Below are 25,715 nucleotides of genomic sequence, written 5' to 3'. Positions count from 1 at the left end.
AACGCTAACTTTGGAAGGAAGGAATCAATTTTTGATTAAAGCAAATTCATCAAAGGTTTGCCTGGTGATCAATGTATTTTCTATAGTTTTATCTTTGTTGATTCTTGTTACTGGTATAACCACGCTAATTTTTTTTAGTGTTGGACTGGGGATGATGCATAGCGCAATTTTAGGCATGTGCGTTTTAGCTGCAGTATTTTTCCTAGTGATGAATGCTTATTACCTAGCAAATAGAAAACATACTGTAGGCATGTCTGCTTTACAGAATCAACGAATTTCTCAAGATAGTACGCGATCTTCTCTCCAGGGAGCTCCAACAAGTTTGGGAACCTCTCAGGTGTTTAGTGAAATTCAAGGAGAGCTCAGTTCCAAGAATCAGCAGATCCAGGAAATGCAAGCAGAGCGTGAACGCATGTCCGCAAGAATCTTAGAATTAGAAGCTAGGGCTTTAAGATGCCAGGAAGATCAGGGAAGGATTTGTGGATTTGAAGAGCAGGAGAACTCTTCACTAATAACTTTAAATAATGAACGACGTACTTTTGAATCGAGAATTCATGATTTAGAGCAAGCGCTCTCTGATGCCGAATCTCAATCTCAAAGCCATACCTCTGTTTTAGAAAGTACTTTGAAAACTCTACAAGAAGAACGTCTGCAACTGCAAAATCGCATCGCAGAGTTAGAAACCACGGTAGCAACTCATGCTGAGCGAACATCTGCAACATTGACTACAGAATTAGAAAGACAGTTAGCAGAGAAAGATGAGGAAATACAACAGCTACAAGCACTGAAATTACAAGTCTATAATGAGCTTACATTAGTGCAACAATCTTTAGATAACGAAGCGGAGAATAACGGTAAAATTGCTAAAAGATTTGAAAAGCTTCGCGTTGCCCTAGAAACGGAAAGAGATGAATTTCGCGCTAGATGTTTAGAACTAGAAGCTGCAAAGGTGCAGCTAGGGGTATTGTTATCGAATGCTTCGCGATCTTCTTCTAGCAATATCGTCGAGTATGAGTCCGAAATAAACAGGCTTAATGTAGCACGTAGAAATGCTGAAGAGAAGATCGTTATATTACAAAAAAAACTTAATTTTAAAAAAGAGGAGATTTCCGCTATCGACGCGGGCCTTCGGGAGAAGGAACATTGCCACAAGGAGGAGATTTCACAGTTAAAACAGAATCAGCTTGAGATGTCTTCACGGATCCAAGGATTGGAACAAGAACTCATAGACGCTGCTAGTGAACAAGAGCGCAGTGCTCAAGCTTTCGTAGATGGACGTAGTGAATACGAAAGAGAAATAGCTGAACTTAAGAACACCTGTTCTACTCTTGAAAAGACTATGCAGGATTTGCGAAAAGAGCATGTGTCTTCTTCAAATGAAGTTGGGAATCAAGTCGAGGCCCACCAAGCTCTAAGAAGGGAATTAAGGGAATTAGAGGATAACATTACGCGTCTACAAAGAGAAAATGAGGCAAAACAGAGAAAAGTCTCTCAGCTAGATGAGGAAATAGTTCGCATTTCGAATGCAAAAATGCAGACTCAGAGAGTGGCTAGAGAACAGATAGCTAATCAGGTAAGTAAAAGAAAAGAAGTAGAGTTGGAATTAAAAGAAAGTCAATCTAAAACTCGAGAATTGGAAGCTACTATCGGGAAATTAAAAAGAGAACCTGGCCGTACTGTTGTAGGTTTACAAAGACAGATAGCAGAACTGAGTTTGCAAATAGGAGAAAATACTACTACGATTTCAAGACTAGAGAATCGAAATAGAGAATTAGAAAGAACCGTTCAACAGCATACAAACAAGAAATCTATGAAACTTACGTCGGATCCTGAGAGACAAAGCAGTATAGCTAAGTTAGAAGTGGCAAGACAAAGAATAAGAACAAATATGAGTAAAGACAATAAGGATCGCGTGCGTATGGCACAGAAAAGAATCGAAAGATTGGAAAGACTCAGTCAAGGTTCTACATTAGCGCGTCAAGCTTTCCTATTTGCTGAGGATGCAGAAAAAAGGATCGATTATCAAGGGCTTTTTGAATTAGAAAGTTCTCTATACGATCTTTTCCGTTCCAAGAAGCCTGCCACAAGAAAAAATAGAATCGATGGTCTGAGAGCACTAAGATTGCAGCAATATTGTGATGGTGATGCAGAACTTGAAGCAAGAGTGCGCGAGTTTAATTTTCCTCCAAATGCCCCGATTGATTCCACAGCGCTTTATGAACTAGAGCAAGAAATTCTTGATGCTAGAGAGGGTAAACTGTTTTCACTACGCGAATCTCTGGAAGACTCCAATGAACGTATACTTGACCTAGAAGCCAAAATTAAAGAACTCACAGAAGCGCTTAGAGCTAGTACAGAGGCTTTAAGCCCTAATGCTATTGAAAGAAAATCACTAGCAGAGCAACAGGAAGCACAACAAGATATTCAAAATCTCCGCAGTCAACTACATGAAGCTCATTCGCAATTGGAAGATTATAAAACCAGATTCCTTGGTGCTCAAAATGAACTTTTGAAGGCATCCCTAGAGATACAATCGAGAGATTTAGCTTTTAAAGTTGCTGAAGATAAATTAAAGAGCTTCGAAGATAAACAATAACATTGCACATCTTAATTAAAGATCCCTGTATCGTGAGGGGGTCTTTAATTTCTTAGTTACTGCTTATTACTGAGTACTAAGAATATTCCCAAATACTCCTATAATCACTTTTTGCAAATGTATGATCATTTCTTTGTGTAAGCGTGTGGAGGCATCGTGTATTTTTTAGCTTTTCAAGATAAAAATAAACAGAACTTTCAAACATCCCTAAGTATTTGTTTCCAGCTTATTTCCGTTCAAAATTTTGTCTAAATCTTTTACTTGTCGTTTCACATAAAGTTCTTGCATTTAAAACGTTGTGACCGCTTCAATGTTCACAGTCTATTTTATTTAAAGCGAGCGATTTATGACAACTAACCCAGTGAACACTACTACTACGATAACTCCACCTATCACACAAAAACAACCACTCTGTAGCGTACAAGAGAGTAAATATCGACGAATTGCTGCTGCTACTACCTTATTAGAAGGCTTAGTACTTATCGCACCTTTAGTAGGAGCTTTGGTCTTCTTTGCCTTACCTACAGCGACAACTATTACTGTTCTTACTGTTCTTATTGGAATTGCTCTAGGTGCTAGCGTTATTCTTCTATCTATGGCTATGTATAAACTGTTAAGATGTCGACAGGTTCCTAGCGATCCAAAAGGTATTGAGGACAGCGTAACCTTAAAAGAAGAAATTATAGAGATAAAAGCTCAGCTTACACAGAAGGCCATTCAATTAATCGAAGAGGAAGAGCGCAGCGCTTCCTTATTAGGACAGTTGTTAGCTATAACAGGTGATTTAGAGGCCACACAACACCAGAAATCCGCTTTAGAAGCTGAAGTTAAATTATTGCAAGAACAGTATACTTCTACTCTCAAATTAGCGGAAAAAGATCATTCAGAATTAACAGAAGTTCAACAAGAACTAGATGAAAAGACAGCACGACTTGAAGACTTCGTAAAAACAACGGTTTTATTAGAGAAGCAAATAGCTGAGAAAGAACAAGAGATAGGTCAATTAAACGCTCGTGTTGCAGAACTTGAAGCTGCTGCAGTAGTTAAAGCTCCTGAATCCGCTGAGGCTTCTGAAACTGTTGAAGCTACAGAAGAAGTAGAAGCTTCTGAAGAAGGAGATTCTGTACATGCAGGGAACCTAGACAGTGAAAGTGGTCCAGACCTTGATTAATTTGGATGGATACTTATGAAATAAAAGGCTGTGACTGTATGTTTACAGCCCTTTAAATTAATAATGTCAGTTTTATTGACCCTATTCAATAGGGTCGCTTTTTATAAGCATTAGTTCAATAGCCACGCATTTTATGAGTTGTTTCATAAGGTGCTTTGTTCTCTTTTTCTCCTTCTTAGATATCTAGAAACACATAAATGTATTGTTTTTCGCTTTAACACGTCATGCTACGAGTTTGACATTACGCCATCATCAAGAGGAAACTCTTAATGAAGCAACAAAAAAGTGGAAGAATTAGAGACTAAAGAGCAGTCTCATTATTGCTTGTATCCATTCCTCAGTGACCATTTTAGGATAGAAGTCAACATCGAGATATTCAGGAGGTGTTTTGAATATCTTCGCGTCACCTATACACGAAACTTTTGTGTTTCTTGATACGTATGTATTTTTCATTTTATCTGAGAGGGAGTTGTGGATGGGGTTTCTAACTACACGGGCACAAATGTAAACAGATCACCTGTTTGTTTTACTGTGCATGGACCTCAAGGCCATCGCGTTGTAAATATCACAGCGATGGCCTTGAGTTCTATTATCTTTGGGGCGCAAATTGCTGTACGTGTCGCCTCACATGCAAAACTAGGGTCGCTTCATGTTGTTTTCGTGACTCTGACTATAATCGTATCTATTTTACTTGTCTGTGTAGCTGTTTATAACCTTTTTCATCTTTGTACTTCCGTACGTGAGCATCAAGATGAAAAAGAATCGCTAGATCGAAGAGTGCGTAATTTAGAAATGGTAGAACAAGAGCTAAATAGACAATTGCAAGCACAAAGACTCGAACTAGATTGTCTTGGAGAAGAGATTATTTTGCAAATTAACAGAGCAGAGCATAGTGAGAGCAAGTTTGGTGAGAATTTGCATCGCTTTGCAGCGGATAAAGCAGATCTAGAACAACAATTACAATTAGCAAGAGAAGAAATTACGAACCTATCTCAGGAATTAGAATCTCGATTGGAAGCAGCGAGCATGGAGATAGAACCGCCCTATAGTGATGAGGAGATGGACGAAGATGCAGATTGGTTTGAAGCTAATAACATTTTAGGATCTCCCACAGATCAACAAAATGTCGCGTATATGGTTATGGACGAAGGCAATGCAGATGATGAAGCAAGTACTTCTTCAGAACGCGAATCTCCTAGATAATTTTTTAATCATGAGGGTGTTAAAGGAGGGCTTCTTATCTGAGCTAGGGAGCTCTTTTTCTTGTTGTATATTAGGGGAAAAAATTGAGATTAAGTTGTTGGTTTTCTTAATTTTAAGAACAAACAGCTTGATATTAACACATTAAGTGTATTGAATGTCTGCGTCTTATTTTATTTAGAATGAGTTATTTATTACACTATATTATGTTTAGCGAGCAATTTATGAAATCTTCACTTCCTTTAGGGTTTGTTCATACGCAGCAATTAGCTTCTAATCGTTATAATATCAATAAACCACACAGCGTTCTCATCTCTTCTGTCGTTGCCACAATTTTAGGACTAGCTGTGCTAGCAGCTAGCATAGCTTTGCTTGTTTTATTTGGTGCTCAGGGATCAGCAGTGTTTCATGGGATTATTGTTGGGGTGATTCTCGCAGCTTTACTGCTCTTTTTTATAGGAGGAATACATTCTGCTATCGTCTTTAAATTAGTGCGATCCCGTCAAGTAGAGAGTTCTATATTTGAGAATACGGAGTTAAATTTGCAAAGGCAATTACAGGATCTTCAAAGTCGTTTATCTAAAAAAGAAAGCGATATTTGTAATTTACGGGCGCAACTAGATAAAGAAACTGTTAAAGTTCAAAAAGTGTTAAAACTCAAACAGGAGGAGTTAGACAGCCTGATACGTAGGTATGCTGCCATGGCTCAGGAAAGCTCAGATTTAGCAGCGTTAGTTTTGCATTTACGTACTGAGTCAGCAGATTTAAAAAGAGTCTTAGAAAAGAACACAATAACTTCGAATGCTATTATAGAAAAGTTGCGCAGCAATAGTGAGTTGCTCCATTCCGAAACTATAATTGCACGACAGTCTCAGGAGGCAGAAAAAGTTGTTGTAGAGAGTCTGAGAAACTATTCTGAACAACTATCAAAACAGCTTTGTGAAAAAGCACAAGACCTCCGTGATAAAGATCAAACAATTGCGAAGTTAACGCAACAAGTGGCTGAGTTAAAACAGGAGATTGCCACACTTCAGATATTTATTACTGATAATGTAGCAAATAGAGAACAAAAACGTGATGTTGTTGAGGAGTTGAATAAGAAGCTCGCAGCATTGAAATCTCAGATAGAAAGTCTTCAGGCATATATTACGGAGAGTACAAAGGGAGACGAAATAGCCATCCCAACGGGGAATATCTTGGCCCAAAAAGTAAATGCTTTGCTTAAAGATGTTTTTGATATTCAAGAATTTGCGGTTGATAATATAGTGGTTCGGGCTAGTGATGATACCGAAGATCAAAACTAGAACACTTCTATATTTTTCTACATTTTATTGAGAGTTTTGCACGCTATGAATAGTGTATCTTCCCTTGTCAATCCTGAAAGCACGACAAATAAATTTCCTATGCATCGTTTTAAGAAGTGTTTGCTATCGCACACTGCTGCTGTTGCTGTTGGTATTGTTCTCATTCTTGCAAGTGTCGCTGCGTTGATTGCTTATGCTTCTTCCTTACCTATACTGTGTTCTATTCTTTTGTTTACTTCTGCTCTCATAGGGGTAGCTTTAATTAGTTTAGGAGTGAAGTATGTCCGTACGTATCTTTCTAAAATAGATTTTGTAGATAGCCATGAAAGAGCAGGATACGGCGCCATGATATGGAAGTCGCTTTTAGAAATTCAGGACCTACAAGATAGAGTTAATGAGCAGGCGGGCGACATTGAAAAAGTCGAACAATTACAAGAGTATGTCAAAACCCTCCACTCTCATATAACTGCTTTAGAACAATTCAAAGAGTGGAAAGACAATCAACAAAAAGAAATGGTATGTGCTCATTTTGAAGATTCCCGAGCTTATGAAAGAGAACTTAAAAAAGTAGCCAGAAAGCTTTACGAGGCTAATAAGAAGATAGAGCAGCAACGATTACAAATTCCCGAAGAACTGAAAGTTGCCAGAGAGCGAGTTCAAATCTTGGAGTGGGTCCAACTACGTCTTTCTCGAGATCTCCAATATGCAGCAAATATGATACAGTTCCTTCAGGAAGAAGCAGAAAAGGTTCCACCAAAGCCTAGATCACGCTCCGCCTCTATTTAGATAATCTCTGAGACAATGCCCTGACGGGCTAGTTTCAAAACGATTATTCTTATAAAACATTTTTTACGTTGTAAGTAAACTATTTGTAATAAATGAAATAGTTACAATTTTTAATATTTAACAGTAAGTTGCTTGTAAACGCTACGTTTTTGGGTGCTTTAACTTTTCATAGGCAACTTGCATATAACGTAATTATATTCGTAAGTCAACAACGCATATATCTCTAGGAGTAAGTTCTTTAACTTGCTGTTCTTAACTTCAAAGACAAGCAGATCGAAACGGTAAATCTCATTGCAGATTTATTGTAGAATTAAGCTCTAGAGCTTTTAGGATGAAATTCCTTGATAAAGTCATTCTTTAAGTAAAAACGATTTTTTTGTGCGTATATAGCTTGCAGACACTCTTTAGGAGTGATTACATTTTCTGTCATAGTCTTGAGAAGCTGCTGACAGGCATATTTTTGTTTCTCTTTACCTATAGGGTTGGCAAGGATATCAATCGCTGCAGCCACTTCTTCTGGAGAAAAGTCGTGTTTGCCCCCTATAAATTCTGGAAAGATAACAGATCCTGTAATGATATTCGGTAGGGAATACGCAGGAATAAAAATCTTAAAGATATACTTTGCTAAGAAGGTATCAAAAGGTCTTAGCAAACAAGTAACAATCGTTGGGGTTTGATTTAAAGCAGCTTCAAGAACAATAGTCCCACACTTTGCTAAAGCACAATCACAATCTCTCATCAGCTGATAACGGAATTTTGAGGGAACAATTTTATTATTATGACAACCTTCTTTGTCTAGGAGCTCTAGGATTTTCTTGTCGTATTTAGGATTACAAGAAGATACAAGCAGTTGATGTGATTTTGCTAATGATGAAGATCGGAATGCACGAGCTTGTACTTGTAAATTTCTAAAGATATCGCCAGGGCGGCTACCTGGAAATAACGCAACACTAGGCTGGTCAGAAATTTCTAATTGTTGTTTCCACGCGTTGCAATCTTGGAAATTAGCAATTGTTTTTACTAAAGGGTGCCCTAGATAGATAGTTTTTAAAGGGGAGTCTTTAAAAATCTCCTTTTCAAAGGGAAGTATAAGCAAAAGAGTATCAAGATGCTTTTCTAAGATCTTTTTCCTATTAGGTCTCCATGCCCAAATGCTTGGACAGACGTAATGAATAATTTTTCCTCTATACCCGCATTTTCTTAACTTTCTAATTAGGAAAAAATGAAAGTCGGGGAAATCTATACAAAATACAGTTTCAGGATTTTCTTTAAGAATGGCTTTATAGAGTTTTCGGTACTTCTTATATAAACTGAAAACAGCACAAAAAACTTCTAGAAATCCTGACACCTGAAATTCTTCCATACGAATGAGGGGCTCAAGACCTTCTTTCCGCATTAAAGGTCCTCCAACACCGAAACAATGTATATTAGGATTTAGCTCCTTAATATTGCGAAGAAGATCACTTCCTAAGGTATCCCCGCTTGGCTCTCCTGCAGATAAGAAACAGCTCGGGCTATGAAATTTAGGTAAGCGTGATTTCTTATATATGATACGCAAATTCGCCAGTGAAGGCAGGAGCCCACAGCCATAGCTAAGGATATTTACAGGATCTCCGGTACGTATGAAATATATGAATGCTAAGAAACCACCGACGAAACCTGCCTGCCAAAATAATGCTGGTAGGGTCGAGTGGTTGTTCATCTCCAAATAGCACCACTGGATAAAAAACCTTGAGGAAAAGGTAAATAAACCTAAACAGCCAACAATATGCCAGTAAATATTTGGTGGAGGTAGAGGAAGATGAAAAAAGTTGGGAGAGGCCATCCATTCCATATAGGGATAGTAGTAGGCCGCTAAGGCAAAGGGTAATGTTGTAACAAGTAAGGTTAGAACAAGAATTACCAGTGTTGTTGTTAATGAAAGCTTATAAGAGGAGGCAATATTGAGATTTCTAAAATAGATAACAAGATTGGCTCCATGAAGGAGTGCCATAGGGAACTGGCTTTGGATAAAGCCATGAGCGATCATCATAACCGCTCCTATAGAAGACAAAACCCAAAAAGCCTTAGGAACATAAGCGGTTTTTCGTTTTTCACTCAACAACCATTGGATGGTAAACGCACTACCGAAAAATAAATTGGCAATCAATCCTATAGGATACAGTACATGAACCAGATAAAGAGGAAGCATGGCTAGTTTAAACTCAAGAAGGAAGTTCCTTTTTACATTGTAAAGCTTGGTAGTGACGAACCCAAGCAGCAAGTATTTTATCTAGTTTAGGATAAACTAAGCTACGAATTTCTAATAGAGAAAGAGCCTCTGAAAAACGTATGTGGTTTAAAAACTTCCGATTAAAGAAATGAATTTTTTTCGTCGGCACTAAGGGAGTCAGACGATACTGCATCTGCAAAACAAGAGCTATTAAAATGAAATTCTTTTTAGAACAGCTAGTAAAGGAATCTGCAAAAAATTGTCCTAAAAAGTTTTTAATATAATCAAATATAGCAGTTAAAGATAAACTCGGGTGCTGCCTATGCTTATAACGTACATTAAAATTCACAATCGGGAATAAAAATGCTGCCATAAGTTGATGGCGATCGTAGTTATATTTTTTGCTTGAAACGTTTTTATCTAAAACATCTAAACAGGAAAAGGTTTGCTCTTCTAAAGTTTTATTTAAACGAAAGGCCTTATCCATGTAAGGAAACAGAATTTCTAACATCTGATATTTAACTGTTAATTTGAAAAATTCAGAAGAAGCTCCAGAGCCTAACATTTTAATGAGCTCTTCAAAAACGCGTGCCGGAGCACTCTTAACGAGCTCATAACGACATTCTTGAAGTGCTTCTAAAGTTTTGGGGTCTACAGTGAAAGAGGCTCTTGCGAGAATCTTTAACAGGCGCAACATACGTACGGGGTCTTGTTTAAAACGTACGAAAGGATCTCCTATAGTACGTAAGTACCGATTCTGTAAATCGCTCACCCCACCAGTATAATCTATGATTGTTTCTTCTGCAGGATCATAGAAAAGACCGTTAATTGTGAAGTCTCTTCTTAAAACATCTTCTTCAGCTGTTCCCCAAAGGTTATCTTTGGTAATGAGGTAGTCTTCATCAGCACTTCCTGAGCGGAAGGTGGAGACTTCGATAATTTGATTCGAAAAGCGGATGTGGGCTAATCGAAAACGTTTCCCTACAAGTATACAATTTTTGAAAACAGCTTTGATTTCTTCAGGTTTAGCAGACGTTGAGATGTCAAAGTCTTTAGGAGTTGTATTGAGTAATAAGTCACGGATGCACCCGCCAACAATATAAGCTTTGTGGCCGGCTTTTCTTAAGGTTTTTACTACGGAGAGTGCGTGTGGAGAAAAGTCTTTAAGTTTTATGTTGTGGTCGGCAGCTGAATAGATAATTGGAGTGGGTGCAGATTTAGAAATTTTTCTAAACAATTCTAAGCCTCTACGGAAGAGAGTTTTGTTGTCACAGACCATTTATTATAGGTATTAAGTGTTAAAAAGTCTTGGAAGAAAAAGGGTTTATAAAAGCACTCTTTGTTCTAGGGGAATTTCACCATAGCAAAAATACCGAAGTTTGCAAGAACAAAATGTTTAGCCGAAAGACATTCCTTTATACTCTATGCAAGGATTTTTTTATTATTTATCTATGTTTTTTCAGAGAATCTTTATTTTGATTTTTTGTGGTTTCTTAATCGGACTGTTATTGCGCGATTTGGAGATGTTCATCCTTTCATAAAATGAGCCTTTTATTTTTAAATTAAGATCCTTTTATAAGAATTTATACTAAGGGAATTCTTAGGATTTTAAAAGATCATCAAGTCTTGATCCTACGCTGAGGTTTTTTGCATGAGTATGTTAAAAACACGTCTCTAGAAACATAATTTCTCTAAATAACAATTTTAGTTTTGTGTTAGAAGGTTTAAAAGCGTTAGGAAGATTATGTGGGGTGCAAATTCAGTAAATGCAACCAGTTACTCTTCGATAAGGACCAAAACTTTGAGTTTTTAACTTGTCTTATCTGCTAGGAAATCGATACAAACGCTATTTTAATATCTGAATTTTGGAGCAGGGTCTACTCTTTAAACTATTGAGAACGAATCTTTAAGGGAATAAATGACAAGGGAAGAAAAACAACTTTTTGGTACGGATGGGATTCGAGGAAGAGCTAATTATGAGCCTATGACTGTAGAGCTTTCTGTATTGCTTGGCAAGGCTGTTGCAGGGGTTTTACAGGAAAGAAAACCTGGGAAACACCGTGTTGTTGTAGGTAAGGACACACGTTTGTCAGGATATATGTTTGAGAATGCACTTGTTGCAGGTTTAACTTCTATGGGGATAGAAACCCTAGTATTAGGTCCCATACCTACTCCAGGAGTTGCTTTTATTACCCGAGCTTATCGTGCAGATGCGGGAATTATGATTTCTGCATCCCATAATCCTTATTGGGATAATGGGATAAAGATTTTCTCTTCTGAGGGGTTTAAAATTAGCGATGTTATAGAGCGCCGTATTGAGCAAATGGTCGCTTGTAGAGATTTTGGAAATTTCCCTGAAGACTATGCTGTGGGGAAGAATAAGCGTGTCGTAGATGCTATGGGCCGTTACATAGAATTTGCCAAAGCTACTTTCCCTAAAGGAAGAACATTAAAGGGGTTGAAGATAGTTTTAGATTGTGCTCACGGTGCTGCTTATAAAGTGGCCCCTTCTGTATTTGAAGAGTTGGATGCTGAAGTGATTTGTTATGGTTGTGAGCCTACAGGCAGTAATATCAACGATAACTGTGGAGCTCTTTTTCCTTCGGTAATTCAGAAAGCGGTAATAGAGCACAAGGCAGATGTGGGAATTGCTTTAGACGGTGATGGTGACCGTATTATCATGGTAAATGAAAAAGGTCATATTGTTGATGGTGATATGATTTTGAGTATTTGCGCTAGTGATCTAAAGAAAAAGGCTCTTTTAAACGGGAATCGTGTTGTTGCTACTGTGATGACTAACTTCGGAGTATTAAAATATCTCGAAAGTTTAGGAATAGAGACATTGATTTCTTCTGTAGGAGATCGTCATGTTCTTCAGAATATGTTAGAGCATGAGGCAAATCTCGGTGGTGAGCAAAGCGGCCATATGATCTTTTTAGATTATAACACTACTGGAGATGGTATTGTTTCTGCTTTACAAGTGCTTCGCATTATGATTGAAAGTGAATCTACGCTTTCAGACTTAACTTCTCTAATTGTAAAAAGCCCTCAAGCACTTATCAACGTATCTGTTAAGGAGAAAATTCCCTTAGATACTTTGCCTATAGTTCAAGAGGCTCTTAGAGATGTAAGATCGTCTTTAGGTGATTCTGGACGTGTTTTATTAAGATATTCTGGAACTGAAAATATTTGCAGAGTTATGGTTGAGGGTTTAAAGAAGCATCAAGTCGACTCCCTAGCTAAGACTATAGCTGATATTGTTGATTCTGAGTTGGGGGCCGGCATTATAGAGTAGGGTATGTATGTGCGGAATATTTGGATATATAGGTGCTAAATTAGCTGTTCCTGTAGTTTTAGATGGGTTAGCTAAACTAGAATACCGAGGTTATGATTCCGCAGGGCTTGCAGCTGTTATTCCCGAGCGGTTGTTCGTAAGAAAAACCGTAGGCCGTGTCGATGAGCTTAGAAGCTCTTTAGAGAAGGAAAATGTGCCTTCTTCATTAGCTATAGGTCATACCCGTTGGGCAACGCATGGCGTGCCTACAGTGAAGAATGCGCACCCTCATGTTGATGAGAATTCTGCCTGTGCGATCGTTCATAATGGCATTATCGATAATTTTAAAGAATTAAGGTCCCTACTAATTTCTGAAGGCATTTCTTTTTCTTCAGATACCGATTCTGAAGTTATTGCTCAGCTATTTGCTTTCCGTTATCAAGCTACAGGAGATCTGGTTCATAGTTTCTCATGGACTCTATCGCAACTTCAGGGAAGTTTTTCCTGTGGTCTTATTCATAAAGATCATCCTAATGTTTTGCTTTGTGCAGCACAGGAGAGCCCATTAATCATTGGGTTAGGGGAGAAGGAAAGCTTTATTGCTTCAGATGCGCGTGCCTTTTTAAAACATACAAAGAGTATTCAAGCATTAGCTTCCGGAGAATTGGCTGTTGTAGGTCTTGGAAGTGAAGTTGAGACATATAATTTCGCTTTAAAGCGCATTCATAAAGAAGTGCGTCAAGTTGTTTATACCGATGCGGATTCCGATAAGCAGGGCTATAGTTATTATATGCTTAAGGAAATTTATGAGCAGCCAGAAGTTTTAGAACGTCTCATTCATAAATATTTAGATCAGCAGGGATGTATTAGTGAGAAATTCTTAAATGGTTTCTCAATAGAAGATTTTGATGAGATTTCTATTGTCGCTTGCGGTTCTTCCTATCATGCAGGCTTTTTAGCAAAGTATATTATAGAGTCTTTAGTTTCTATTCCTGTCCATGTAGAAGTTGCTTCGGAATTTCGCTATCGGCAGGCATATATTGGGAAAAAGACCCTAGCGATTTTAATCAGTCAATCTGGAGAGACTGCGGATACATTAGCTGCTTTAAAAGAATTCCGTCGTAGACAGGTTGCCTGTGTTTTAGGGATTTGCAATGTTGAAGAGTCTGCATTAGCTACAGGAGTCGATCATTGTTTATTTTTAGAAGCCGGGATTGAAATTGGTGTTGCTTCTACAAAAGCTTTTACAGCACAACTGCTTTTGCTGATTTTACTAGGATTAAAATTAGCTACTTTAAAACAAACGCTAAGTTTAGAAGAGCATCGTGCTTGTGGAAAAGGTTTATTTGAACTTCCAGAATTATGCAATCGCTTATTAGCAAATGAAAATTTGCATTCATGGGCAAATGATTATTGCGACGAAGATAGGTTCATATTTTTAGGGCGTCGTTTGATGTATCCTATTTGTATGGAAGCTGCTTTAAAGTTGAAAGAAATTGCATATGTTGAAGCAAACTGTTATCCTGCTGGTGAAATGAAACACGGGCCTATTGCTTTAATTAGTCAAGGGTCTCCAGTGATTACTTTTTGCGGCGATCCTGTCGTCTATGAAAAGATGGTAGGTTGTATCATGGAAGTGAAAGCTCGGCAAGCGCATGTGATTGCTGTAGCTTCAGAATCACAAGAAGATATTGCCGCCGTTTCGGATGCTCAGATCTATGTGCCTAATAGTCATCCTTTAGTGTCTCCGATTCTTTATACAATAGTCGGGCAAATTATGGCCTATACTATGGCTTTGAAGAAAGGCTATGAGATAGACCGTCCTAGGAATTTAGCAAAGTCTGTAACAGTTGAATAAAGTAGGGTTTAGTGTTTGTATTCTTAATTATTTTTGGTTTTCAAATAGACAAAATGTAAAGGTTTTTTATGTCTAACAAGGTTTTAGGAGGTTCCCTTATTGTTACAGGGACCGCCATAGGAGCTGGTGTGTTAGCAGTTCCTGTAATAACAGCGTATGCAGGTTTTCTCCCCACGACTCTTCTTTATGTGCTATCTTGGCTTTTCTCTGTGGCATCCGGACTTTGTTACCTCGAAATTATGACTTGGTTTAAGGAAAAGCAACAAGTTAACTTGTTGTCGATGGCGCAATATACCTTAGGGGATATTGGTAAGATCTTCATGTGGCTCCTTTACCTGTTCCTATTTTACTCTTTGCTTATTGCTTACTTTTGTGAGGGAGGGAATATCCTATTTCGTATTTTTGGTTGTCAGGGATTAGACATTCCTTGGATACGTCACATGGCCCCTTTGGCATTTGCAGTTTTGATTTGCCCTGCATTGATGATGGGAGCAAAAGTTGTAGATTACTGTAATCGCTTTTTTGTTTTAGGATTAGCTATTGCTTTCGCGGTATTTTGTATCTTAGGAGTTTTTTCTTTACAACCCCAGCTACTTTTACGTGCTTCGTGGGCGCGCTCTACAGAAGGTTTATCTGTTCTGTTTCTCTCCTTTGGTTTCCACAATGTAGTGCCCTCACTGTATTACTACATGGATAAGAACGTTAAAGATGTTAAAAAAGCTATCTTTATTGGTAGTTTGATTCCTTTGATTTTATACGTGATTTGGGAGGCTCTTGTTTTGGGAGTTGTTCCTTTAGACTTTCTTATGAAAGCTAAGGAACATGGCTATACAGCAGTAGAGGCTATGAAAACTTCATTGCAGTGTTCAATGTTTTATCTTGCTGGGGAGTTTTTTGGTTTCTTTGCTTTAGTTTCTTCATTTTTAGGCGTGGCTCTGGGGGTTATGGACTTCCTCGCGGATGCTCTTCAATGGAATAAAAAGAAACGTAGTTTTTCTATTTTCTTTTTAACTGTTATTATCCCTTTAGCTTGGTCAATGTGCTATCCCGAGATCGTGCTTAAATGTCTCAGTTATGCTGGAGGTTTCGGCGCTGCTTTAATTATCGGAGTTTGCCCAGTGTTAATGATCTGGAAAGGGCGTTATGGGAAAAAACATTATCAAGCAAAACATTTAGTCCCAGGTGGAAAAATTGTCTTGGTATTAATGCTTGTAGTAATAGTAATTAATTTAGCTAGCTTTTATTACAAATTTTAAATAAAACAAGAGCATTTTGTTAATTTTTAGTTATATGTGAGTATAGGAGGGTTATATGGGACTATATGATCGTGATTACGTACAAGAGTCTCGTTTACCGGGAACATTTACATCCAGAGTTTACGGCTGGATGACCGCTGGTCTTGCTGTAACGACTTGTGTATCCTTAGGGTTATACTTTTCTGGGATGTATAAGACTTTATTTTCATTCTGGTGGGTTTGGTGTATCGCTACTCTAGGAATATCTTTTTGCATCAGTGCTATGATTCATAAGCTTTCTGTTTCTGCAGTTATGGGATTATTTTTAGTCTATTCTGCTTTAGAAGGGTTATTCTTTGGAACATTAGTTCCCGTTTATGCTGCCCAGTACGGTGGAGGAGTCGTTTGGGCCGCTTTTGGCTCTGCAGGGTTGATTTTTGGCCTAGCAGCTGCTTACGGAGCTTTTACCAAAAGTGATCTTACACAGATGCGTGTCATTTTGATGTTTGCTCTGATTGGTTTAATGGCGGTAACACTGATATTCGCCTTGGTATCTCTATTTGTTTATTTGCCAATGGTCTACTTGTTAATTTGCTATATAGGATTAGCAATTTTTGTGGGATTGACTGTTCTGGATGCTCAAGCAGTCCGTAAGGCAGCTCAGAGTGTAGGCGACGACGGTGATTTAAGCTATAAGCTATCTTTAATCATGGCATTCAAGATGTATTGCAACGTGATTATGATATTTTGGTATCTTCTACAGATTTTTGCTGCTTCAGGGAAAAGACGCTAAAAAATCTAAGATTAGGAAGGGAAAAGCTTTTCTAAGAACCTATCTATCTGAAATTCTTCAAGATCCCCAATAAGTTCGCCGTAACCGACGAATTTTGTGGGGATTTTCAATTGTTTTGCTACGCGAAACAAAGTTCCACCTTTAGCAGAACCATCCACTTTAGTAAGAATTAACCCAGACAGGGGAATGGTATCATGGAATACACGAACCTGCTCAATAACATTGCTTCCTAAAGTGGCGTCTATAGTCATCAGCCTTTCATGCGGAGACCCTGGATGCACCTTATTACAAACGGAAACAATTTTTGATAGTTCATTGAGTAAATTGGTATGGGTATGCAAACGACCTGAAGTGTCTATAAGCACACGATCATAACCTCGAGATATAGCAGAAGCAATGCCATCATAAGCAATAGCTGCAGGGTCACCTCCAGGTTTGCCAGCGACAAATCCACAACCTAATTTCTCTGCCCAACAGCGCATCTGATCCATACCAGCACTACGAAAAGTATCGGTAGCGACTATCATGACTTTCTTTGATTGCGACTGGTAATGATGCGCTAGCTTAGCTACTGTCGTTGTTTTCCCAGATCCATTTGTTCCTAACATTAAGGAGACGATTGGGCCCTCTGTTTGAGGTAATTCCGTATGAGGAAGATTCGCTATTGTTTCACGAAGTAACGATAAGACAAGATCTTTAACAGTAGACTCATCGGGCTTGCGACACTTGCGCAACCGAGAACACAACTCTTCGGTAAGATCTGAACCGAAATCAGCTTCATAAAATAAACTTTCTGTAAATTCTAAAAGGTCTGTAGAGAGGGATTTTTTAAATAAAGACTGAATCTTGCTACTAAAGAACTTGAACACAGATTAGAGCAAAGTTAGTTGAAGTAAAAGAAATGATACAAGATAAGGAAGAAAATTCAAAGGGTTATTTATGCACCTTCATGAATACCAAGCTAAGGATCTCCTTGTCTCCTATGATATCGCCATCCCTCCTTATCGTGTGGCCTCTTCTGTCGAAGAGGGGCAACAGGCACTCAAGGAGTTGGCTATAGACGCTGGTGTTGTCAAAGTACAGGTACATGCGGGAGGCCGGGGGAAAAATGGCGGTGTAGTTGTTGCTAAATCTCCTTCTGATATTTTGGCAGCTGTTGACAAATTGTTGCGCATGCGTTTCGTAAGCAACCAAACTTCAGGAGAAGCTCTTCCCGTAGAGAAAGTTCTTATTACCCCTTTAGTAAATATTGCTGCTGAGTATTATCTTGCAGTGATCATGGATAGGAAAAACCGCTGTCCAGCAATTATGCTGTCAAAAGCAGGTGGTGTGGATATTGAAGAGGTCGCTCAGAAATATCCAGATCAGTTGCTCACAGTGCCTCTAACGCCTTTTGCACGCCTATATAATTATCAGATTAGACAGATCATTAAATTTATGAACTGGGAAGGGGATATAAGGAAACAAGGCGCACAGTTAATTAAAAAGCTAGTCCAATGTTTCTACGATAATGATGCCTCTCTTCTTGAAATCAATCCTTTAGTACTTACTCAAGAGGGAGATCTTCTCGTTTTAGATGCTAAAATCACTATTGATGATAATGCTCTATACCGTCATCCGAAACTTGAAGTGCTTTACGATCCCTCTCAAGAAAATGTCCGTGATGTGCTTGCTAAGCAGATAGGGCTTTCCTACATCGCTCTAGATGGAAATATCGGCTGTTTAGTAAACGGTGCAGGATTAGCTATGAGTACATTAGATATTCTTAAAATTCACGGTGGATCTGCAGCGAATTTTCTTGATGTAGGAGGAAGCGCTACAGAACAGCAGGTTCAAGAGGCGGTTTCTTTAGTCCTCTCAGATGAAAATGTAGAAGTTCTGTTTATCAATATCTTTGGAGGCATTATGGATTGTTCTGCAGTTGCCTCAGGATTGGTTGCTGTTATGCAAACAAGGGAAAATCTCATTCCTACAGTAGTCCGTTTGGAAGGAACTAATGTAGATCTAGGGAAAGATATTGTACAACGTTCAGGAATCCCTTGCCAATTTACAGACTCTTTAAATGAAGCCGCACAGCTTGCAGTAGCGTTAAGTAAGCAGGGTTAAGAAAATCTATGTTTTGCTCATTAAGTAAAAAAACACCAATAATCACTCAAGGAATCACAGGTAAAGCGGGGTCATTTCATACTGAGCAATGCCTAGCTTATGGATCCAATTTCATTGGGGGAGTTACTCCAGGAAAAGGAGGCACTACCCACCTCAATCTCCCTGTGTATGATTCTGTATTAGAAGCAAAACAGGCTACTCGTTGTCAAGCGACAATGATTTTTGTTCCCCCTGCTTATGCTGCGGAAGCGATTTTAGAAGCTGAAGATGCTGGAATTGATCTGATTGTCTGCATTACAGAAGGGATTCCAATAAAAGATATGCTTGAAGTGAGCCATGTGATGGAACATAGTGCTTCTCGGCTTATAGGCCCTAATTGCCCAGGAATTATTAAACCCGGAGCATGTAAAATTGGTATTATGCCGGGATATATCCATCTTCCAGGAAATGTAGGTTTGGTCTCTAGATCAGGGACTTTAACTTATGAAGCCGTTTGGCAGCTTACACAACGGAGCATAGGCCAAAGTGTATGCATTGGTATAGGGGGAGATCCCTTAAATGGAACTTCATTTATTGATGTCCTTGAAGAATTTCAAAATGATCCTCAAACAGAACTTATCTTAATGATTGGAGAAATCGGAGGTAGTGCTGAGGAAGAAGCCGCTGAATGGATTCAAACTTACTGTACGAAACCCGTTGTAGCTTTTATCGCAGGGGAAACGGCTCCTAAAGGGAAACGTATGGGCCATGCAGGAGCTATTATCTCTGGGAATTCTGGAGATGCAAAGAGTAAGAAAGAAGCTTTGAGAAAAGCAGGAGTCTTTGTTGTTGAATCCCCTGCTCTCATCGGAGAAACTGTAGAAGCTGTATTTCGCTCACGATAGTGAGGACAAGCTCTTTATCTGCAATTGCTTGCATATGTTGCTGGTAATTATATTTTTATGTGTATAGAAGTTTATAAATCAGAAAAATAGCTCACTATTTCTTCTTTTTTACATATTCTTTTCAAGAAGATATAAATTCATATTCCGAAAGTTCTTAAGATAAAAATTCTTTGTAGTAATATCTTGCTACAATATAATTCGCTTTTCGTGATTATATCCAAAAAGACATGTGAATCACTATGCTTGATAAAACACGTATTTAAAAAGCATTGGGATTTGCAAACTTCCAAAAACGTGAGCACGAAATCTAGAAGCCTACCTATAGGGAAAAAGGTATGACGAAGAAGCCATTATATTTATTATTAGCCACAGCGATGTTTTTAAGTGTTCCTACGCTTTCTCCTTCAGGATTTGCTGCTGTGAAAAAAGATGCACGGATAGCAGAGGTGCCTCAAGAGGTGCTTTTAAAGGAGATTTCCGGAGGATTTTCTAAGGTTGCTGAACTGGCAACCCCAGGAGTTGTTTATATCGAGAGCTTTCCTAAATGTAATCGTCCAGTAGCTCCTGCTCCAGGACGTCGCGGACCTTATGATAACCCTTTTGACTATTTCAACGATGAGTTCTTTAATCGTTTCTTTGGTTTGCCTACGCAAAAAGAACGTCCGGTCTCTAAAGAAGCTGTTCGTGGTACAGGGTTCATAGTTTCTTCAGATGGTTATGTAGTTACCAATAATCATGTGGTTGAAGACGCAGGGAAAATTCATGTTACCTTACATGACGGTCAAAAATATCCTGCTAAGGTTATAGGCTTAGATCCTAAAACAGATTTAGCAGTTATTAAAATTAATGCTGATAAGCTGCCTCATCTTACTTTTGGAAATTCTGATCATTTGAAAGTAGGGGATTGGGCCATAGCTATTGGGAATCCTTTTGGTTTGCAAGCTACGGTTACTGTAGGGGTAATTAGCGCAAAAGGTAGAAATCAGCTGCACATTGCAGATTTTGAAGATTTTATACAGACGGATGCTGCTATCAATCCAGGAAACTCCGGAGGCCCCCTTCTTGACATCGATGGAAAGGTTATAGGGGTAAACACTGCTATTGTCAGTGGTAGCGGAGGCTACATTGGTATTGGTTTTGCTATTCCTAGTTTGATGGCTAAGAGAATCATCGATCAGCTAATTAGTGATGGCCAGGTAATTCGTGGATTTTTAGGAGTTACTTTACAACCTATAGATGCTGAGCTAGCAGCCTGTTATAAACTAGATAAAGTTTACGGAGCTTTAGTTACAGATGTTGTCAAGGGATCTCCAGCACATAAAGCAGGATTAAAGCAAGAAGATGTTATCATTGCCTACAACGGTAGGGAAGTAGAGTCTCTCAGCGGATTCCGTAATGCGATTTCTTTAATGAATCCTGATACGCGTGTATTACTTAAAGTGGTTCGTGAAGGTCAGGTTATAGAAATTCCTGTCATTGTTTCTCAGGCTCCTCAAGATGATGGTGTCTCCGCTTTAAATCGTGTAGGCATACGCGTGCAAAATCTTAATCCAGAAACTGCTAAGAAATTAGGCATGGCTCCCGATAGTAAAGGGGTGCTTATTGTTGCTGTTGAAGCAGGTTCTGTAGCAGGATCTTCGGGAGTCGCCCCAGGACAACTTATCTTAGCTGTAAATAGACAGAAAGTATCTACAGTAGAAGAGCTGAATTCTGTTTTAAAAGATGGAAATAACGAAAATATCCTCCTTATGGTTTCACAAGGAGAGGTGATTCGCTTTATTGTATTAAAACCAGAAGAATAAGCTTAAGTTCTCATAAGCTTATTTTGTCAAAGCACTCTCCAAGAGGGTGCTTTTTTTATGCTTTTCCTAACTTATCAAGAAGAAGACAAATAGAGAGAAAACCATTTTTTATTTGTTCTAAGGAGAAGTTTTCTTCAGCAGCATGAATAGCATCACTTAAATATGATGTACCACAAACGATAGGTTCTGTTTTCAAAATTTCCCCGAGCAATGAGGCAATGGGAATAGTGGCTTTCATAAATAATTTGAGACAAGGTTCGTGGTAGAGCTCTGAATAAATCTCTTGCAACATGAGAACAAGCGGGAGGTTCGGAGAACTTCTCCATCCTGGGGAACCTTCAAAAATCTCATAGGAAAATTTTAATGTAGAGGGAACGCGTTTTTCTAAATGCTGAATAACTTGTTGTGCTGTTTTTTCTGGATTTTGATTAGGGACTAGCCTGCAAGAAAGATACGCAGTAGCTTTATAAGGAATTACAGTTTTAAATCCTGGTCCTGTATAGCCGCCAGAGATCCCATTGATCTCTAAAGTGGGGTATAAACTTAAGGCTTCTTCAACACTTCCTGCAGGAGCATATAACGTAGGGCAAAAACCGAAAGTTTTCTCACCATCTTTTAAAAGATTTCCTTTGGGAATATCACAGGATTCATTTTCTTTGGGGAGAGAAACGTCATTGTAAAACCCTTCTACGGCGATAGAATTATCACTAGCGTGCAACGTAGTAAGCATTTCTGCTAAGGCTCTATTTACATTGTAGGCAGCACCTCCGAAGATCCCTGAATGCATATCTTTGCTGCCTTCTTCTAGGGTAACTTTCATAGTCACTAAACCTCGCGCTCCAATGCTAACAGAGGGAGATTCTGCGGAGGAGAACCCTCCATCAACAATTAAGAAATAATCTGCTTGCAGAGCTTCTTGTTTCTCTTTAACAAAACTCGTTAAAGCGGGGCTGTCGCTTTCTTCTTCACCTTCAATAATCCAGGTGATATTGACGGGAAAACCTTTTCGTGATTTGTAATAATGCTCAAGAGCTTTCCAGGTGTAAAAACATTGTCCTTTATTATCAGAAGCACCGCGCGCTATAAGGCGTTCTCCTTCTCTTCTCATAGTAAAAGGATCTGCTAACCAGCCATCAGCAAGATCTGCAGGCTGTACGTCATAGTGATTATAGAGAAGTAGGGTAGGAGCTGCGGGACCTGCTTCACGGTAAGTGGCATAGATTATAGGAGGATGGCCAGGTTTTTCCCATAATTCTATTGAGAATATATCTTGAAGATTGTCAACTAGGAAATCTGCACACTTTTTGCAATTAGTCAGACAATCGGGATCTGCAGATATAGAACGGAAGTGAAGAAGATCTGAAAATTCCTTGAGAAATTTTTCATAATGACTTTCAAAATAATTGAGATCATCGTTCATAACTTTCCTTAGGAGGTATTGAAAATAATACCCAAGGTAACTTAACTTTGTTTTGCTGAAAAGTAAGAACATTATAGTACAATTAATACTATAGATTTAAAAAGGATGGAAAACACCTGATGTGTCGCATTAGGGATTTGGACAGATTATGAAAGCTGGAGATACATATAGGAATTTCGTTGTTAAATTGAGTCAGGATCTCCCTGAAATAGAAAGTAAATTGCTCGAGGTAGAACATAAACCCTCAGGCGTTTCTATTATGATGATCATCAATAATGACGATGAAAATGTTTTTAACATTTGCTTCAGAACTTGTCCGCAAACTTCTAATGGTGTAGCTCATGTTTTAGAGCACATGGTCCTCTGCGGCTCCGATAATTATCCCGTCCGTGATCCTTTCTTTTCCATGACACGACGTAGTTTAAATACGTTTATGAACGCTTTTACAGGAGCGGATTTTACCTGTTATCCTGCGGCATCGCAAATTCCTGAAGATTTCTATAATTTACTCAGTGTGTACATAGACGCTGTTTTTCATCCCCTCCTTACAGAAAATAGTTTTTTGCAGGAGGGATGGCGATATGAACTGAATCCGGAAAATGCCTTAACCTATACCGGCGTAGTTTTTAATGAGATGAAAGGCGCAATGATGTCGGGAGAATCCCGATTATCAGAAGCTTTAAATGCAGCCCTATTCCCTTCGGTCACTTATGGGGTGAACTCAGGAGGAGAGCCTAAGGATATCCTTACGCTCTCTCATGACAGTATAGTAGCATTTCATCAAAGTCAATATACCCTCGGGCGTTGCCTATTTTATTTTTATGGAAATATTAAGCCTTCTAGGCATTTAGATTTTCTCGAAGAGAAACTCTTACGTCATGTAGGTAAATTAGAAAAACAGACGGTTGCCGTTCCTCTTCAAAAGAGATTTAAAGAGCCCGTTAGAAATATCCTTAAATATCCTTCGGATAGTCAAAATGAAGATAAGGTGCTTTTTGGCTTGTCTTGGTTGACATGTTCCATATTAGATCAGCAAGAACTGCTAGCCTTGCACGTTCTTGATGTTGTTCTTATGGGCACAGATGCTGCTCCTTTAAAATCTCGATTGTTAAAATCAGGATTTTGTAAACAAGCAGATATGGGAATCGATAGCGAGATTCGTGAAATCCCTATTACTATTGTTTGTAAGGGATGTTCCCATGGAGGGGCTCAGAAATTAGAATCTTGGATTTTTGCTTGCTTAGAAGAGATCATAAGAGAGGGAATTCCTAATAATCTTGTTGAAGCTGCTGTACATCAATTAGAGTTAGCTAGGAAGGAAATTGCTGGTTACTCTTTACCCTATGGATTATCACTATTTTTCCGTTCAGGGCTATTACGACAGCATGGGGGTCGTGCTGAAGATGGATTAAGAATACATAGTCTATTTGCAGATCTTCGAGAAAAATTAAAACAACCAGATTACCTTCCTAAGCTTATCAGGAAGTATTTCTTAGATAATCCGCATTTTGCTCGTGTGATCTTGCTCCCTGATGCTGATTTGATTTCTATTGAAAATCAAGAAGAGCAGTCTCTTCTTAAAGAAGTACAAGAGAAGCTTTCTCCAGAAGATGTGGAAAAAATACGCCTGACTTCTAAGGTTTTAGAAGAGTATCAAGCGCAGAACGAAGATTTAGATAAGATTCTTCCGAATTTTTCTTTGGATAAAGTTCCTAACTCAGGAAAAGAATACAATCTTACAAAGGAGAACCTCTCTTGTGGTGAGGTTCTTCATCACGATTGTTTTACCAACGATTTAATTTTTGCAGAATTAGTTATGGATCTTCCTCCATTATCTGCTGAAGAACTTCCTTGGTTGCGTTTACTTGTCTTCCTTATGTTGCAGTTGGGATGTGCGGGTAGATCTTATAGGGAACAGCTTGAGTTTCTCCTAGAGCATACGGGAGGGGTGGATGTTTCTTATGAATTTTCTCCACATGCAAATCAAAATGCCTTGTTATCACCTTCGCTAGGTATTCGTGGAAAAGCTTTAGCATCTAAAGCTGATAAGTTATTCCAAGTTATGGGAGAGACACTAACAAGTGTTGATTTTACAGACGTAGCAAGAATTAAAGAGCTGCTTATGCAGCATAATGAAGCACTGACAAATAGCGTGCGTAATAGTCCTATGGGTTATGCTGTGAGCATGGCTTGTATGGATAAATCTATATCAGCAACTTTGTCTTATTTAGCTTCGGGATTGCCTTATGTTGATAAAATTTGTAGTTTAACGAGCAATTTTGATAAGGAAGTTGATAGCGTTATTGGTATTTTACAATCCTTATATAAAAAATGTTTCTTTGGTAAACGTCAGTTGATTCTTAGCGGTAGCAGTGCAAATTATCAATATTTACGTGAGAATAATTTCTACGGCATTTTAGATGTAGAAGGTCAGCCGCATAAACCCTGGATAAATCCTTCTATAGATATCTCCCAAGCATCTCAAGGGCTATATATTCCTGCTCGTGCAGCCTTCAATACTTTAGCTTTCCCTATCGGAGATTTACCGTATGATCATCCTGATGCTGCAGCTCTCACTGTAGCTGCAGAAATCCTTGATAATACTGTTTTACATACAAAGATCCGCGAACAAGGTGGAGCGTATGGATCGGGAGCTGCTGTAAACCTCGGTAGAGGAGCATTTTATTGTTATAGTTATCGTGATCCGGCAATTTTTGATACTCATCAGGCATTTCTTCATGGTATTGATGAAATTTCTAAAGGAAATTTCTCAAGTGAAGATATTCATGAAGGAGTTCTCGGAGTGATCCAAAATTTAGATTCTCCAATAGCTCCTGGAAGTCGTGCATCTACAGGGTATTATAGATTGCGCTGCGGAAGAGTTCCTGCTTTACGTCAGGCGTTTCGTAGAGCCGTTCTTAATATAACGAAAGAGCATATCTGCTCTGTTATGGAGAAGTATTTAAAAAATCCTAAGGGGAAAACAACATTCATTTCCTTCGCTGGAAAAGAAATGCTTGAGGATAATGCGAAAAACTTCGATCAAGAGTTGCCAATAAAGTCTGCTTTATAAG

Annotated in this window: 17 protein-coding genes; 13 read left to right on the top strand and 4 right to left on the bottom strand. The window is 38.6% G+C overall.

The features are described 5' to 3' along the window. Positions 1 to 31: 31 nt before the first annotated feature. The 5 genes from CCA_RS04005 (at position 32) to CCA_RS03985 (ending at position 7,057) form a co-directional block, all read left to right on the top strand. Positions 32 to 2,596: an IncA family protein gene (locus tag CCA_RS04005; protein WP_157850893.1), complete on the top strand. Its 2,565-nt coding sequence runs from the start codon at positions 32 to 34 to the stop codon at positions 2,594 to 2,596. 346 nt (positions 2,597 to 2,942) lie between these two features. Further along, positions 2,943 to 3,767, top strand: coding sequence for an IncA family protein (locus CCA_RS05380; protein WP_011006752.1), 825 nt, complete (start codon positions 2,943 to 2,945; stop codon positions 3,765 to 3,767). A gap of 471 nt (positions 3,768 to 4,238) precedes the next feature. Beyond that, positions 4,239 to 4,970, top strand: a complete 732-nt coding sequence (locus CCA_RS03995) for a hypothetical protein (protein ID WP_011006750.1) — start codon at positions 4,239 to 4,241, stop codon at positions 4,968 to 4,970. Between the two features lie 221 nt (positions 4,971 to 5,191). Next, on the top strand, positions 5,192 to 6,271 hold the full coding sequence (locus tag CCA_RS03990) for an IncA family protein (RefSeq protein ID WP_041462230.1): 1,080 nt from the start codon (positions 5,192 to 5,194) through the stop codon (positions 6,269 to 6,271). Between the two features lie 45 nt (positions 6,272 to 6,316). Further along, on the top strand, positions 6,317 to 7,057 hold the full coding sequence (locus tag CCA_RS03985) for an IncA family protein (protein ID WP_041462229.1): 741 nt from the start codon (positions 6,317 to 6,319) through the stop codon (positions 7,055 to 7,057). A gap of 310 nt (positions 7,058 to 7,367) precedes the next feature. Here the strand turns inward: CCA_RS03985 and lpxB are convergent, their stop codons facing one another. Further along, on the bottom strand, positions 7,368 to 9,248 hold the full coding sequence (gene lpxB, locus CCA_RS03980; protein WP_011006747.1) for a lipid-A-disaccharide synthase: 1,881 nt from the start codon (positions 9,246 to 9,248) through the stop codon (positions 7,368 to 7,370). A 13-nt stretch (positions 9,249 to 9,261) separates the two neighbouring features. Then, the gene (pcnB, locus tag CCA_RS03975) at positions 9,262 to 10,548 is read right to left on the bottom strand and encodes a polynucleotide adenylyltransferase PcnB (RefSeq protein WP_011006746.1); all 1,287 of its coding nucleotides are present in this window, start codon (positions 10,546 to 10,548) and stop codon (positions 9,262 to 9,264) included. 639 nt (positions 10,549 to 11,187) lie between these two features. Here pcnB and glmM point away from each other — a divergent pair. The 4 genes from glmM (at position 11,188) to CCA_RS03955 (ending at position 16,429) form a co-directional block, all read left to right on the top strand. Beyond that, a complete protein-coding gene (glmM, locus tag CCA_RS03970) occupies positions 11,188 to 12,564 on the top strand; it encodes a phosphoglucosamine mutase (protein ID WP_011006744.1) in 1,377 nt (458 codons plus the stop codon). Between the two features lie 7 nt (positions 12,565 to 12,571). After that, positions 12,572 to 14,401 (top strand): glutamine--fructose-6-phosphate transaminase (isomerizing), encoded by a 1,830-nt coding sequence (glmS, locus tag CCA_RS03965; RefSeq protein ID WP_011006743.1) that lies wholly within the window; start codon positions 12,572 to 12,574, stop codon positions 14,399 to 14,401. Between the two features lie 68 nt (positions 14,402 to 14,469). Beyond that, entirely contained in the window at positions 14,470 to 15,657 is a 1,188-nt protein-coding gene (locus CCA_RS03960) for an aromatic amino acid transport family protein (protein ID WP_011006742.1), read from the top strand. 55 nt (positions 15,658 to 15,712) lie between these two features. Continuing rightward, complete coding sequence (locus CCA_RS03955) at positions 15,713 to 16,429, top strand: Bax inhibitor-1/YccA family protein (RefSeq protein ID WP_011006741.1); 717 nt, start codon at positions 15,713 to 15,715, stop codon at positions 16,427 to 16,429. An 11-nt stretch (positions 16,430 to 16,440) separates the two neighbouring features. On the opposite strand, the gene ftsY is transcribed toward CCA_RS03955, so the two are convergent. Then, positions 16,441 to 17,298 carry a signal recognition particle-docking protein FtsY gene (gene ftsY, locus CCA_RS03950; protein ID WP_011006740.1) on the bottom strand — a complete coding sequence of 286 codons (858 nt, stop codon included), beginning with the start codon at positions 17,296 to 17,298 and terminating at the stop codon, positions 16,441 to 16,443. Positions 17,299 to 17,368: 70 nt separating this feature from the next. Here ftsY and sucC point away from each other — a divergent pair, with 70 nt between their 5' ends. The 3 genes from sucC (at position 17,369) to CCA_RS03935 (ending at position 21,221) form a co-directional block, all read left to right on the top strand. Next, positions 17,369 to 18,535 carry an ADP-forming succinate--CoA ligase subunit beta gene (sucC, locus tag CCA_RS03945; protein ID WP_011006739.1) on the top strand — a complete coding sequence of 389 codons (1,167 nt, stop codon included), beginning with the start codon at positions 17,369 to 17,371 and terminating at the stop codon, positions 18,533 to 18,535. Positions 18,536 to 18,543: 8 nt separating this feature from the next. After that, positions 18,544 to 19,419 (top strand): succinate--CoA ligase subunit alpha, encoded by an 876-nt coding sequence (gene sucD / locus CCA_RS03940; RefSeq protein ID WP_011006738.1) that lies wholly within the window; start codon positions 18,544 to 18,546, stop codon positions 19,417 to 19,419. A 335-nt stretch (positions 19,420 to 19,754) separates the two neighbouring features. Continuing rightward, positions 19,755 to 21,221 carry a serine protease HtrA gene (locus CCA_RS03935; RefSeq protein ID WP_011006737.1) on the top strand — a complete coding sequence of 489 codons (1,467 nt, stop codon included), beginning with the start codon at positions 19,755 to 19,757 and terminating at the stop codon, positions 21,219 to 21,221. Positions 21,222 to 21,276: 55 nt separating this feature from the next. Here CCA_RS03935 and CCA_RS03930 read toward each other — a convergent pair whose 3' ends face one another. Then, positions 21,277 to 22,641: a M20/M25/M40 family metallo-hydrolase gene (locus CCA_RS03930; protein ID WP_011006736.1), complete on the bottom strand. Its 1,365-nt coding sequence runs from the start codon at positions 22,639 to 22,641 to the stop codon at positions 21,277 to 21,279. A gap of 148 nt (positions 22,642 to 22,789) precedes the next feature. Here CCA_RS03930 and CCA_RS03925 point away from each other — a divergent pair, with 148 nt between their 5' ends. Then, on the top strand, positions 22,790 to 25,714 hold the full coding sequence (locus CCA_RS03925) for an insulinase family protein (protein ID WP_011006735.1): 2,925 nt from the start codon (positions 22,790 to 22,792) through the stop codon (positions 25,712 to 25,714). Position 25,715: the final 1 nt, after the last annotated feature.

Source organism: Chlamydia caviae GPIC (assembly GCF_000007605.1).
GTDB classification, from domain to species: domain Bacteria; phylum Chlamydiota; class Chlamydiia; order Chlamydiales; family Chlamydiaceae; genus Chlamydia; species Chlamydia caviae.
This window is presented reverse-complemented; position numbering and strand designations above follow the sequence as displayed.